The 12,987-nt window shown below is 66.5% G+C and carries 13 protein-coding genes and 1 tRNA gene; 7 read left to right on the top strand and 7 right to left on the bottom strand.

All coding sequences use genetic code 11. The features are described from left to right. A partial coding sequence (locus RBT54_RS17230; RefSeq protein WP_320368250.1) for a cytochrome ubiquinol oxidase subunit I occupies nucleotides 1–644 on the bottom strand: 644 nt, incomplete at its 3' end. Then, nucleotides 634–831, bottom strand: coding sequence for a cytochrome oxidase putative small subunit CydP (gene cydP / locus RBT54_RS17225; RefSeq protein WP_320368249.1), 198 nt, complete (start codon nucleotides 829–831; stop codon nucleotides 634–636). The genes RBT54_RS17230 and cydP, both read right to left, overlap by 11 nt. Nucleotides 832–1,185: 354 nt before the next feature. Here cydP and RBT54_RS17220 point away from each other — a divergent pair, with 354 nt between their 5' ends. From RBT54_RS17220 to RBT54_RS17210, 3 genes are all read left to right on the top strand, one after another. Then, entirely contained in the window at nucleotides 1,186–2,601 is a 1,416-nt protein-coding gene (locus RBT54_RS17220) for a sigma-54-dependent Fis family transcriptional regulator (protein WP_320368248.1), read from the top strand. 286 nt (nucleotides 2,602–2,887) lie between these two features. Continuing rightward, nucleotides 2,888–3,493 carry a ubiquinol-cytochrome c reductase iron-sulfur subunit gene (gene petA / locus RBT54_RS17215; protein WP_320368247.1) on the top strand — a complete coding sequence of 202 codons (606 nt, stop codon included), beginning with the start codon at nucleotides 2,888–2,890 and terminating at the stop codon, nucleotides 3,491–3,493. A 136-nt stretch (nucleotides 3,494–3,629) separates the two neighbouring features. Next, entirely contained in the window at nucleotides 3,630–4,406 is a 777-nt protein-coding gene (locus RBT54_RS17210; protein WP_320368246.1) for a TIGR01212 family radical SAM protein, read from the top strand. Nucleotides 4,407–4,424: 18 nt separating this feature from the next. Here RBT54_RS17210 and RBT54_RS17205 read toward each other — a convergent pair whose 3' ends face one another. Next, nucleotides 4,425–4,886, bottom strand: coding sequence for a cytochrome c (locus tag RBT54_RS17205; protein ID WP_320368245.1), 462 nt, complete (start codon nucleotides 4,884–4,886; stop codon nucleotides 4,425–4,427). Nucleotides 4,887–5,112: 226 nt separating this feature from the next. Here RBT54_RS17205 and RBT54_RS17200 point away from each other — a divergent pair, with 226 nt between their 5' ends. Both RBT54_RS17200 and RBT54_RS17195 read left to right on the top strand, forming a co-directional pair. Then, entirely contained in the window at nucleotides 5,113–7,731 is a 2,619-nt protein-coding gene (locus RBT54_RS17200) for a PEP/pyruvate-binding domain-containing protein (protein WP_320368244.1), read from the top strand. Between the two features lie 72 nt (nucleotides 7,732–7,803). Continuing rightward, entirely contained in the window at nucleotides 7,804–8,274 is a 471-nt protein-coding gene (locus RBT54_RS17195; RefSeq protein ID WP_320368243.1) for a hypothetical protein, read from the top strand. A gap of 71 nt (nucleotides 8,275–8,345) precedes the next feature. Here RBT54_RS17195 and RBT54_RS17190 read toward each other — a convergent pair whose 3' ends face one another. The 4 genes from RBT54_RS17190 to pgi form a co-directional block, all read right to left on the bottom strand. Further along, nucleotides 8,346–9,023: an MBL fold metallo-hydrolase gene (locus RBT54_RS17190; RefSeq protein WP_320368242.1), complete on the bottom strand. Its 678-nt coding sequence runs from the start codon at nucleotides 9,021–9,023 to the stop codon at nucleotides 8,346–8,348. 31 nt (nucleotides 9,024–9,054) lie between these two features. After that, nucleotides 9,055–9,447 (bottom strand): DUF6858 family protein, encoded by a 393-nt coding sequence (locus RBT54_RS17185; RefSeq protein WP_320368241.1) that lies wholly within the window; start codon nucleotides 9,445–9,447, stop codon nucleotides 9,055–9,057. Nucleotides 9,448–9,736: 289 nt separating this feature from the next. Continuing rightward, nucleotides 9,737–10,198, bottom strand: coding sequence for a PaaI family thioesterase (locus tag RBT54_RS17180; protein WP_320368240.1), 462 nt, complete (start codon nucleotides 10,196–10,198; stop codon nucleotides 9,737–9,739). 91 nt (nucleotides 10,199–10,289) lie between these two features. After that, nucleotides 10,290–11,972, bottom strand: a complete 1,683-nt coding sequence (gene pgi / locus RBT54_RS17175; RefSeq protein WP_320368239.1) for a glucose-6-phosphate isomerase — start codon at nucleotides 11,970–11,972, stop codon at nucleotides 10,290–10,292. A 169-nt stretch (nucleotides 11,973–12,141) separates the two neighbouring features. Between pgi and pgsA the strand changes: the two genes are divergently transcribed. Continuing rightward, nucleotides 12,142–12,717 (top strand): CDP-diacylglycerol--glycerol-3-phosphate 3-phosphatidyltransferase, encoded by a 576-nt coding sequence (gene pgsA, locus RBT54_RS17170; RefSeq protein ID WP_320368238.1) that lies wholly within the window; start codon nucleotides 12,142–12,144, stop codon nucleotides 12,715–12,717. 99 nt (nucleotides 12,718–12,816) lie between these two features. Further along, nucleotides 12,817–12,889: transfer RNA gene (locus tag RBT54_RS17165), tRNA-Gly, on the top strand. The last annotated feature ends 98 nt before the right edge of the window (nucleotides 12,890–12,987 follow it).

Genomic DNA, 12,987 nt, shown 5'->3' with positions numbered 1-12,987 from the left:
ACGTCGCGCCCGCGCAGCAGGTACCAGGCCGAGATCGACAGCACGAACATCGCGCCGGTCACGTAGCCCGCCGACACCGTATGCACGAACTTGCCCTGCGCCACCGGGTTGAACACCACCGCCCAGAAGTCGGTGAGCTCCATGCGCATTGTCTCGTAGCTGAACTCCGAGCCTACCGGGTTCTGCATCCAGCCGTTGGCGATCAGGATCCACAGCGCCGACAGGTTGGTACCCACCGCCATCAGGATGGTCACCAGCAGGTGCTGCTGGCGCGACAGGCGGTCCCAGCCGAAGAAGAACAGGCCGATGAAGGTTGACTCGAGGAAGAAGGCCATCAGGCCCTCGATCGCCAGCGGCGCGCCGAAGATGTCGCCCACGTAATGCGAGTAGTAGGCCCAGTTGGTGCCGAACTGGAACTCGAGCGTGATGCCGGTGGTGACGCCCAGCGCGAAGTTGATGCCGAAGAGCTTGCCCCAGAAGCGGGTCATGTCTTTGTAGATCGTGTTGCCGGTCATGACATAGACGCTTTCCATGATGACCAGCATCCACACCATGCCGATGGTGAGCGGCACGAACAGGAAGTGGTACATCGCCGTGGCGGCAAACTGCAGCCGCGACAGATCGACGAGTTGCTCACTGACCATGGGTTTCTCCAGATGTCGTGTGTTGTTTTGCGCTTGCGGGGGTGACAACCTGGGCGGCCATGGCGCCGGGGTCGACAGGAACTTTCGCGTCGCGGATGAAGGCCCACCACAGCGCCGTGATCAGCACGAGCTTGATCACGACGACAAGGGTGAGATGACGCAGCAGGATCTGTTCCGACGGGTTCATGAGCGGGCTCCGGTGTGTCTGGAGTCCTCATAACAAGTATCGTGCCAACATCGCGCGCAGCCAGAAACTTGATTCAAATCAAAAGGCTTGTCCTGCCGTGGCGCTGGAGTCGATTTTCCCAGAGGCAGTCTGAACTGTCAGAAGTGACAGCGGAGGTGTCAGTATTGGCGGGTGCCGCTTCTTGGGTAGTGTTCTGAATGGTGTGCAAAAGCCCGAACGGGCTTGCAGGCAACGTGCAGGCCCGGAGCCGCTCGGAACGGCTGCGTGAGCGGCCCCTGGCGAGTCCTGCGCATTGACGCGCAATCTGTCAGCGCGGCAGACTTCCGGCATGCCTGCCGCCATGAGTGACACAAAATGCCGCCCGATACACGCCCACTCCCCGAGCTGGCCTCATTCCTCGAGACCCTTCCCGAGCCGCACATCCTCTGCGATCGCGACTACCGCATCATCGCTGCCAACGCGGCCTATCGCGCTTCGTGGCCCGATGGTCGCAGCGTGGTCGGTCGCACTTGCTATGACGTAAGCCACCACTACAGCGTGCCCTGCGACCGTGCCGGCGAGTCCTGCCCGCTGGCGCGCAGTCTGCAGTCCGGCCAGCGCGAGCGCGTGCTGCATCTGCATCACACACCGCGTGGCGAGGAGTACGTGAACATCGAGCTGTCGCCGGTGCGGGATGCGAGTGGCGACATCGCATGGTTCGTCGAGAAGATGGAGCCGATGCAGGTGGCGCGGGGTGTGTCCGATCACCGTGGGCTGATCGGGCGCTCGCCAGCCTTCCAGCGCATGCTGGAGATGATCGCCCGTGTCGCGCCCTCGGACGCCAGTGTCTTGCTGCAGGGCGATTCCGGTACCGGCAAGGAGCTGCTCGCCACGGCGGTGCATGAGGCCAGCCGGCGAGCCGAGGGGCCTTTCGTGGTGGTGGATTGCTCCGGCTTGCCCGAGACCCTGTTCGAGAGCGAAGTCTTCGGCCACGAACGCGGCGCCTTCACCGGCGCTACTGCCCGCAAGCCGGGCCTGATCGAGGCGGCCAGCGGTGGCACGCTGTTTCTCGACGAAGTCGGCGACATCCCGCTCGGCATGCAGGTCAAGCTGCTGCGCCTGCTCGAGACCGGCACCTATCGGCGGGTGGGTTCGACCGAACTGCGCCGCGCCGACATCCGCCTCGTGTCCGCGACCCACCGCCCGCTCAAACGCATGATCGCCGAGGGCACTTTCCGGCAGGATCTCTTCTTCCGCATCAATACCTTCCCGATCGCGGTGCCGCCGCTGCGCGAGCGTGAGGGTGATCTGCCGCTGCTGATCGACTCCCTGCTCGAGCGGGTCGCGCCCAAGCGCCGGCTTGCGCTCTCGCCGGCGGCGCTGCGCGTACTGTGCGCCTATCCGTTCCCGGGCAATGTGCGCGAGCTGCGCAACGTGCTCGAGCGCGCCAGCCTGATGTGTGACGGCGATCTCATCGGCCCCGAACATCTTCCCGAGGAAGTCCTGCATCCGGAACTCGCCGAGATCGACGACTTCGGCAGTCCGGCGAGTCGCCCGCGCCCGGCGATCGGGCTGCTCGATCCGCTCGACCTCGAGGAAGTGCAGCGCCAGGCGATGCTGCGCGCGGTCCGCACCCACCGCGGCAGTCGCCGAGAGCTTGCGCGGCGACTGGGTATCAGCGAGCGCACGCTCTACCGCCGGTTGCGCGATCTGGGACTGCTCGACGGGCAGGGCGATGCCGTCGAGGAGGATGTGCAGGCGGCGGCGTCCGGTAACGAAGCACGGTCATGACTGCCGGTTTGGCAGTGAAGGGCTGCCGTAGGCAGTGATTGGCAGCCAAGGCAATCTCGTTTGGCGCCTCAAAGCCCGTGAATCGGGGCTTTTCGCGGACTGGCATGGCTGTTGCTTATATGCTCTCGTGCGAAGCTGGGCTGAGTCGTGATTGCTGCATGATCGTCCCCCCTCAACGGTCTTGCCCCCTGCAGCGCTGGCGCGATGAAACTCTCCAGCCCGCTTCGCCTTTTTTCCGGTTTCCCCCGCCGATTCGAAGAACGTTTCCCCCGGAGAGTGCAAGATCATGTCCGATACACGTTCCGACCTCGCCCGCCAGCGTCGCAAGCTCCTGATCGCGACGAGCGGCGCGGGCGCAGTCGCTGCCGCTGCCACTGCCATCCCGTTTGTTGCCAGCCTCACCCCGTCCGAGCGCGCCCGCGCAGCCGGCGCGCCGGTCGAGGCCGATGTCTCCAAGCTCGCGCCCGGCGAGATGATGACCGTGGAGTGGCGCGGCAAGCCGGTCTGGATACTGCGGCGTACCGCCGAAATGCTGGCCTCGCTCGAAACCAACGAGCAGCGGCTCGCCGACCCCGTTTCAGGAGAGCCCCAGCAGCCCGACTACGCGGCGAACCGCCATCGCTCGATCAATCCCGAGTTCCTGGTCGTCATCGGCATCTGCACCCACCTCGGCTGCTCGCCGTCGGAAAAGTTCGCGCCCGGTACCAGCCAGGGCATGACGGTCGATTGGCCTGGCGGTTTCCTGTGCCCGTGCCATGGCTCGATCTTCGACCTCGCCGGCCGCGTCTATCTGAGCCAGCCTGCGCCCACCAACCTCGAAATCCCGCCCTACAAGTGGCTTTCCGCCGGTGTCGTGGTGATCGGCGAGGACGACCAGGGAAGCGCAGCCTGATCTGCGTCTCCGCCTGATCGCAGCGCGCTGCACCGACAGTCTCCAGCCGGCTACGCATTTGCCGCTTGCGTCTCGTCAAGGCGGCAGCCTCGGGGTCGGGCACACTCCGGGCCCGTTACCTTGCGCTCCGCCCCTCATGCACGCGTGCCCCGACAGTCTTTCCAAGATCCCGCCATTAGTGGCGCCCCCGGCGCTTACGCGCTTTGGCGCCCGCCGCTACAACGCCTGGAATGACGAGGTCAGGCGGCGCTACGGCGGACGGGTGCAGAAGGTCTTGGTCGCGGCCGGCTTCACCTGTCCGCTGTCGCACCCCCGGATCAGCGGGCTCGCCATCGGCACCCGGCCGGACTGCCTGCCCGACGCGGTGCTCGACCACCTCGCCGGACTCGCACGCACGCACATCATCGAGCTGGAAGTCGGTGTCGAGTCCTGCGACGACGCTGCGCTGCAGCGGGTGAACCGTGGGCACGACTTCGCCTGCAGTGCGGATGCGATCCACCGCGCGGCACAGTGCGGACTGGCGGTGACCGCCCATCTGATCCTCGGTCTGCCGGGCGAGTCGCGAACCTCCATGCTCGAGGGCGCGGCGCAGCTCTCCGCGTTGCCGGTCAGAGCGCTCAAGCTGCACCAGCTCCAGCTCGTGCGCGGCACGGCGATGGCCCGCGACTGGCAGCGCGATCCCGCCAGCGTGCCCTTGCTCGAGGAAGAGGCCTACATCGAACTGCTGGCGGATTTCGTCGAGCGCCTGTCGCCGCAGATCCTGCTGCAGCGCCTCGGCAGCGAGGTGCCGCCGAGCTTGAAGCTCGCGCCGCAGTGGAACATGCGGCTCTCGGCGCTGGCACCGCGGCTCACGGCCGAGCTGGCGCGCAGGGGCAGTTGGCAGGGGGCGCGCTTCGCCGCAGCGCGGGCGTAAGCGGCGGCGCCCGCCCGCTTACTTGCGGAAGTCGTTGTGGCAGGCCTTGCAGCTATCCTGCGCGGCCGCATAGGTGGTGCGCGCTTCGGCTTCGTTGCGGGCCGCGGCGGCGGCGAGCAGGCGATCGGTGGCAGCGGCGAACTCCTGGCGGCGTTGTTCGAATTCGGCCGGTTTTTCCCACACCGCCGGCTTGGCCTTGGTCGGCGGATAGTTGGTGTCGGCGCCGAAGTGCTGCCATGGCGCGTCGCGCAGGCGGGCGAATTCGTCGGCCAGGCGGGCGAAGGCGTCCGCGTCGTAGCGCTTGTCCTTGAGCATCGTGCCCATCGGTTCGAAGCTGCGCAGCATCGCCTTGAAGGCTTGCTGGCGTTTGGTGACGGGTTGGTCTGGGTGGGTGTCGGGCACCTCGCTCGAGCAGGCGGCAAGGGTGAGGGCAGACAGCACAACAAGCGTGAGACGGGTGGCGAACTTCGATCGGGACATCGTTGAATCCATGTTTGAATTGGTCGTACGGAATTTGCTGCCCCGCACAAGGGTAGGCGGCGGCGCTAAGGCAAGCAGGAAGCAAGCCGCGTGCCGCATCTTGCTGCAGTGATGCCGGACGGAGTCTAAGGGGCGCGGGACGGCGATAAAGTTCCCCGGCGTCGGTGGTGTCCGGAGCGTCGCGAACAAGCTGTTCAAGTCTGCAGCAGCGCGCTAGGGTAACAGCATGAACACTCCCCACGCGCCCGAGCCCCGCCGCTTCGCTCCCACCACTGGCCTGCCCGGCCTCGACGCGGTGCTGAGCGGGGTGGCGCCGGGCGACAACATCGTCTGGCAGATCCAGTCACTCGAGGACTATCGCGCGCTGGTGCTGCCTTATGCGGCGGCGGCGCGCAAGCAGCAGCGCCGGCTGATCTATTTTCGCTTCGCCGCACATCCGGCGCTGATTGCAGACGGGGATGGCGCAGAGATCCACACCCCGCGGCCCGAAGACGGCTTCGACGCCTTCGTCGACCAGGTGCATTCGGTGATCGAGGCGGCCGGGCCGGAGACGCTTTACATCTTCGACTGCCTGTCGGACCTGGCAGACGCGTGGCAGTCCGACCGCATGCTCGGCAACTTCTTCCGCCTGACCTGCCCGCGGCTCTTCGACCTCGACACGGTGACCTACTTCGGCGTGCTGCGTAATCGCCATGCGCGTGCCGGCATGGATGTGATCACCGACACCACGCAGTACCTGCTCGACGTCTTCCGCTGCCGCGACCGCCTCTACATCCGGCCGATCAAGGTGCAGCACCGCTCGGCTGCGGTCATGAACCTGATCCACGCCTGGGAGGCGGGCGACCGCTTCCGTCCGGTGGCCGACAGCGGCACGGTGGCCGAGATCCTCGCAGGGTCGGGCTGGCCGGGGCTGGAGGACGAGCACATCCGCAGCCACTGGCAGCAGCTCTTCGACGCCGCGCGCACGGTGTCGGCGCTGCGCAGCGCGGGTGCACCCGACACCGCGGCCGAGGCCCAATGGTTCGCCCGTTTTGCCCGCCTGCTGTTCCCCGAGGAGTCCGGCCTGCAGCGCCTGATCGCGCGTTACCTGACGCTCGACGATCTTCTCGCAGTGCGTGCGCGCATGATCGGCATCGGCACCATCGGCGGCAAGGCGGCCGGCATGCTGCTTGCTCGCGCGGTGCTGCGGCGCGACGCGCCGACGCTGCTCTCGCGCCTGGAAGCGCACGACTCGTTCTATGTCGGCACCGAGGTGTTCGATACCTTCTTCGTGCACAACGGCTTGTGGTGGGTGCGCCGGCGCCAGCGTGAGGCGGACGGTTTCCTGCAGGGGCTGGATGGCGAGGACGGCGCCCGCGCCCGCATCCTCAGCGGGCGCTTCCCCGCGGCAACGCTGCGCCAGTTCGAGGCCATGCTCGATTACTTCGGCGAGTGGCCCTTCATCGTGCGTTCCAGTTCGCGCCTGGAAGACCGCTATGGCAACGCCTTCGCCGGCCAGTACGACAGCGTGTTCTGCGTGAACCAGGGCTCGCGTGAGCAACGCCTCGCCGATCTGCTCGCTGCCGTGCGTCAGGTCTATGCAAGCACCTTGTCCGAGCCGGCGCTGCGTTACCGCCAGCGCCGCGGCCTGCTCGACGAGCACGAGCAGATGGCGCTCCTGATCATGCGCGTGTCCGGGACCGCAGGCGGGCGCTACTTCCACCCGCATGCAGCAGGCGTCGGCCTGTCGGTCAATCCCTACCCGTGGAATCCACGTATCGACATGAAGGCGGGGGTGGTGCGCCTGGTGGCCGGTCTGGGTACGCGCGCGGTCGATCGCGCCGACGACGACTACACCCGCCTGGTGGCGCTCAACGCGCCCGAGCTGCGCCCCGAGACCAATTTCGGCGCAATCGCCCGCCACGCCCAGCGCCGGATGGACACGCTCGACCTGCAGCGCAACGAGGTGGTGGCCGGCCCCTTCACCGAACTGGTCAACGGCCAGGCGGACTTCCCCGTCGAGCTGTTCACCACGCGCGAGGCGGACGATCGCCCGCCCTTCCTGACCTTCGACGGCCTGATCGCGCGCACCGACGTCGTCGGCGACCTGCGCACCGTGCTCGCCACGCTGCATGCGGCCTACGCACACCCGGTGGAGATCGAGTTCGCGCTCAATTTCGTGTCCGATGCCAGCTACCGCATCAACCTGCTGCAGTGCCGGCCGATGCAGGTGCGCAGCGTGGAAGGCGTGGCCGAGGTCGAGCCGCCGGCCGACGCGCAGCGGCTGCTCACGGCGCGCGGCGCGGTCATCGGCCCGGGGCGGGTGATCCGCCCCGACCGCGTGATCTACGTGCGCCCGTCCGCCTTCGGTGCGCTCAACCAGGCGCAGCGCCTGGCAGTGACGCGGGTGATCGGCCGGCTCAATGCGCGGTCGGGCGCGCATTGCGTACTGATGCTCGGCCCCGGGCGCTGGGGCTCGCGCGATCCCTTCCTCGGTATTCCGGTGGTGTTTTCGGAGATCAACCACGTCGCCGCGCTGTGCGAGATCGTCGCCATGCACGACAACCTGGTGCCCGACGTGTCGCTCGGCACGCATTTCCTCAATGAGTTGATCGAGGCCGACCTGCTGTATTTCGCGCTGTTCCCGAAGCTCGCCGGCAATGAAGTGGACGAGGCGGCCATCCTGCGCTGGCCGAACCAGCTCGCCGCGCTGCTGCCGGCCGATGGCGAGTGGGCCGGGATCGTTCATGTCGCCGATCTGGAGCCCGGTGTGCTGACGCTGTACGCCGATGCGAACGGGCAGCGCCTGACGGTGACGGTGTCGGCAGGACAGCTTGATGGCGTGCCGGAACAGGGCGGCGCTTGATCCACTTCAATGCGGGTCGTGGCGTCCGGGGATAGCATGCGGGCAGTGTTATTTCCTGCCCGGAGACCCTGCATGCGTTCCACTCTTGTTGCAGCGACGATTGCGTTTGCTGCCCTCGTCACTGGCCCCGCCTCCGCTCTTGCTGCCGATGACGCACGCCCGGCGCTCAAACTGCAGTCGCCTGGCGACGAAATGCCGCGCCCGACCGACGAGGCGCTGCGCTCGGCGATGACGACACTGCGCGATACGATCGGCGTGCGCCTGCAGGGCGACGCCGCCCAGCCCATGGCCGAGGCGGACTACGTCACCCTGGCCGACGAGATCGATCGTCAGCTCGCGAGCATTGTTGCCGGGCGCGACTTTCATAGCCGCGCCGGGCGTCACCTGCAGTGGATGCTGGGCGACATCGCCGATGGTGCTGGCCTGATGCGCACGGCGCCGCGTATCCCCGGCAAGCGCATGGGGCTGTTGCGCGCGGTCGAAACGCTCAACTTTTATGGTCGTGAATACGATCACCCCGGTTGGGCTGCGCTCAAGCCCTGACGGACGGACGCGCTGAGCGATCGCAGCGGGGGCGCTTGCAGTGCGCCGCTGCCGCTGCGGACGAGGTCGGTTCAGCGCGGCGGAACGGTCGCGGGGTTGCGGCCTGCCGGCGCGCGTTCGCGGCGCTGGATCATGTCGGTGATGAACCCGTCGCGGCTCTGCTGCAGGCGTGGTGCGTAGTGCGCGCGCAACTCGCCGAGCGTGGCGACATGGCGCCCCTTGATCGGGTGTGCCGGAAACACGAGGGTCTGCTCAGGCAGCGTGAACAGTCGCCGGGTCAGGGTGTCGAACAGCATGCCCGGGTCGGCTTCACTTTCGCCCGCGCCGCAACTGTCGACGTCGAAGGCATCGCCACATAAGAGGCGATCGCGCCAAAGGTAGCTGAGGCAGCCCGGCGTGTGGCCCGGTGTGCTCAACACCCTCACCACTTCGTTGCCAAACACCAGACGCGTGCCGTGCTTCGCACGCAGCGTATCTACCTGACACTGCGCCGGCATCACGGCCGCTTCGCCAACCACGAGCCGGGCGCTGGTGCGATCGCACAGCGGACTGCAGTCGGCCGCATCCATCCGATGGATGTGCGTTCGCAATACGTGGCACAGGCGCAGGCTACGCTCGGTGAGCAGGGCGAGGATGAGTTCAGTCTGCCGCGGCGGCGGGTCAACGACGACCGCTTCCTGCTCGTCCATGTCGGCGAGGAGGTAGCCGATCTGGCTCGAATCAGGGCTGTGCAGGGGGCGGAAATGCATGGCAGGCCTCGACAGCGGTTGCCGGCGTGGGTCAGGTGGTTTTGCGCAGGCTCGTGACCCATTCGATCATCTTGCGATTGGCCTCGGGCATCGGCGCCTCCAGAAAGCTCACCACGTAGCGATCGGGCAGCTCGGCAAAGCCGATCGAGCGCGGACGCACCGCCATCATGGTCGGGTCGAGCAGCTTGACGCCGAAGCAGAAGATCAGGTTCTTGGCCGCCAGGATGTCCGGGCGGACTTCTCCGCCGATGAGCTGCGTGTGGCTCAGGTGGTCGAAGACCGCGATCAGGCGCACGGTCGGATCGGCCTCGGCACTGGCCTCAACCGCCTTCAGCAGCTCGTCGAGGTGCGCGTGCTCGGTCTCGTTCTTGCCGAGTTCGAGAACATGGATAGGATACTTTTCGGCAAGCAGTCTGTTCTGCATGAGGTGCTCCACGTTACGGACGAAGGGCCGGCGTGGGTGCGGGCTGCGGGTCACGCCTGGCAGGCCGAGTGCATACAGGAATCGTGCCAGCGCATCCAGAACGGATGATCTGCCTGCCCACCCGGGTTTCACGGTGGCATGGCGCTGCGAAGAACTGTCATTGGCAGCGTGCTGGCAGATTTATCGGCAGGGCTGGCAGCGTGTCGCGGGCTCACCTGGTTTTCCCGCTCGCCGGGCCCGATCAGCGATGATCGTGATCGGGCCCGGCGCCATGCTCATGGCACGGCCATCACGCCTTGAAGGTGTCCGGCATCTGTACCGCGACCACTTCGCCGCGTGCGGTCAGCGCTCCGTCGACCCAGACTTCGGATTCGACCATGACCTTACGGCCCTTGAGTTCCTTGACGCGACCGCGCAGTTCCAGGACGGGGCCGAGCGGGGTCGGCTTTAGGAAGTCAACGTGGAGCGAGCCGGTCACGAAGCGCAACGGTGGTTCGCTGTCCATCTCGCGCTGCTCGGCGCGATAGGCCGCTGCGGCGGCAGTGCCGGTACTGTGGCAATCGATCAGCGAGGCGATCAGCCCGCCGTAGACGAAGCCTGGAATTGCCGTGTGCTCCGGCTGCGGCTGAAAACGCGTCACGGTCTCGTCGCCATCCCAGTACGTCTTGATCTGGTGGCCGTGTTCATTGAGACGGCCGCAGCCGTAGCAATGCGCGACGTTCTCGGGGTAAGTGTCCTGAAAGGCTCGCATGTTCGGTTCTCTATATCAGTGAATGGTGAAAGACATCTTAGGCCAGTCACCTTTCAGCGCCTATTGCGGCACCGGACAGCAAGCGTGCAAATCACGCCAATGAAGTGTCGCCTCGGTGAGGCGCCCGCACATGCGCACGGTAGCGCTCGATCAGGCCCTGGGTGCTGCGGTCGTGGGCAGCATCCGCGGTCGTTGCCGCGTGCGGGTCGAGCTCGTCGAGCACGCGTGCGGCGAGCTGTTTGCCGAGCTCGACGCCCCATTGGTCGAAACTGTTTACGCCCCAGATCACGCCCTGCACAAACGTGCGGTGCTCGTAGGTCGCCACCAGGGCCCCGAGCGTGAATGGGTCGAGGCGTTCGAGCAGGACGGTGTTGCTCGGCCGGTTGCCGGGGAACACGCGGTGCGGCAGCAGGGCGCGGATGCGCGCTTCGGGCAGGCCGGCGGCGCGCATCTCGGCTTCGGCCTCATCGGCTGTGCGGCCGCGCATCAGCGCCTCGGCCTGGGCGACGAGGTTGGCGAAGGCGATGCGGTGCAGGCGCTCGTCCTCGTGGCCGGCGTCGAGCACGGCGATGAAATCCACCGGCACCGGCTGCGTGCCCTGGTGTACGAGCTGGAAGTACGCGTGCTGGCCGTTGATGCCTTGCTCGCCCCACAGGATCGGGCTGGTACGGCAGGGCACCGTGCTGCCGTCGTGGCGGACGGACTTGCCGTTCGATTCCATGTCGAGCTGCTGCAGATACGCAGGCAGGCGATGAAGGCGCTGGTGGTAGGGCGCGATCAACTGGCTGGGTGCGTCGAGAAAATCGACGTTCCAGATCCCGATCAGCGCCATCAGCACCGGCAGGTTGGCGGCGAAGGGCGTGGCGCGGAAGTGTTCGTCCATCGCGTGTGCGCCGGCGAGCAGATCGTCGAAGCGTTGCGGGCCGATGGCGATCATGATCGGCAGGCCGATCGCGCTCCACAGCGAGAAGCGTCCGCCCACCCAGTCCCAGAACCCGAACATGTTGGCCGGGTCGATGCCGAAAGCCTGCACGGCGGCGGTGTTGGTCGATACCGCAACGAAATGGCGCGCGACCGCGCTGTCATCGCCCGCACGTGCAGTCAGCCACGCGCGTGCGGCTCTGGCATTGGCCAGGGTTTCCTGGGTGGTGAAGGTTTTCGAGGCGACGATGAAGAGCGTGGTCTCGGGTCGGCAGTGGCGCAGGACGTCACCGATCTGCACACCATCGACGTTCGATACGAAGTGCATCCGCAGGCCCGGATGCGCCTGGTCGCGCAGGGCCTCGCAGACCATGGCGGGGCCCAGGTCCGAACCGCCGATGCCGATGTTCACCACGTCGGTGATCGCATCGCCGCGCCAGCCATGCCATGCGCCTTCGCGCACCTGGGTGGCGAAGGCCGCCATGCGCCTGCGCACCGCGTGCACTTCGGCGCCGACATCCACGCCCTCGACCAGCCACTGCGTGCCCAACGGGCAGCGCAGCGCCACATGCAGGACCGCGCGGTCCTCGGTGGTGTTGATGTGCTCGCCGGCAAACATCGCGGCGATGGCGGTCCGCAGCCCGGCTTCCTCCGCCAGTTGCAGCAGCAAGGTGAGGCTCTGCGCGCACAGCAGGTTCTTCGAGTAGTCCAGCGTCAGCCCACAGGCGCTCGCCTGCATGCGCTGCGCGCGCTGCGGGTCGGTGCCGAAGTGATCGCGCAGGGTCGTCGTCAGAAGGGCGTCGCGCCGGGCGGAGAGGGCGCGCCATGCGCCCGATTGCAGGAGGTCGTGCATTGCGAAAGCGGAGCGGAAAAGTTCGAGCGGGGAAATGCAGTGTGGATCGAGGGCCAGTCAGGATGTTACAGACAGCCCCCGGGGCTGTGTGCACCGTCTGTGCAGGGCGGTATCGACAGGCACTGTTATATACTCGCGCTTCCCGAATTCATGCGAGATGCGCCAAGGCATGCCGCTCAATATCCCGAACGCGCTCACCTGGGCGCGCATCGTCATGATCCCGATCTTCGTCGGGATCTTCTACCTGCCCGACGCCCTCATGCCGGTCGCCACCAAGAATCTGGTCGCCACGCTGATTTTCGTCGCGGCCGCGGTCACCGACTGGTTCGACGGCTATCTCGCGCGTGCGCTCGGGCAGACATCGGCCTTCGGCGCCTTCCTCGATCCGGTCGCCGACAAGCTCATGGTCGCAGCGGCGCTGATCCTGCTCGTCCAGCTTGCCCGCGTCGATGCGCTGATCGCGGTGGTCATCATCGGGCGCGAGATCACGATCTCGGCGCTGCGCGAGTGGATGGCGCGGGTGGGCAAGTCCGCCAGCGTGGCGGTGGCCTACGTCGGCAAGCTCAAGACCACGGCGCAGATGGTCGCGATTCCGCTGCTGCTGTTCAATGCGCCGCTATATGGGATCGATATGCGCATCGCTGGCAACATCCTGATCTACGTGGCGGCTGCGCTCACGCTGTGGTCGATGGGCTATTACCTGCATCGGGCGATTCCCCTGCTGCAGGACGAGGCCGGCAAGTAGTTGCGGGCTTACGCGGCAGACCAAATGACGCATTGCAAAAACGCGTTTTAAAAAAGTTGACACCGAAAAATCCTTGCCTATAATGGCGGTCTTTCCCGAGCGGGAATAGCTCAGTTGGTAGAGCGCAACCTTGCCAAGGTTGAGGTCGCGAGTTCGAGACTCGTTTCCCGCTCCTAGAATTCGACGGTCAGGCAGATGTCTGATCCGGAGGCTCCAGTGGTTCAGGGGCAACCGGCCGAAACGGTCGTGGCGCGATGGCAGAGTGGTTAT

This window comes from Thauera sp. (assembly GCF_034003485.1).
Classification (GTDB): domain Bacteria; phylum Pseudomonadota; class Gammaproteobacteria; order Burkholderiales; family Rhodocyclaceae; genus Thauera.
The sequence above is the reverse complement of the archived record's forward strand: the minus strand, read 5'-3'. Positions and strand labels throughout refer to the sequence as shown.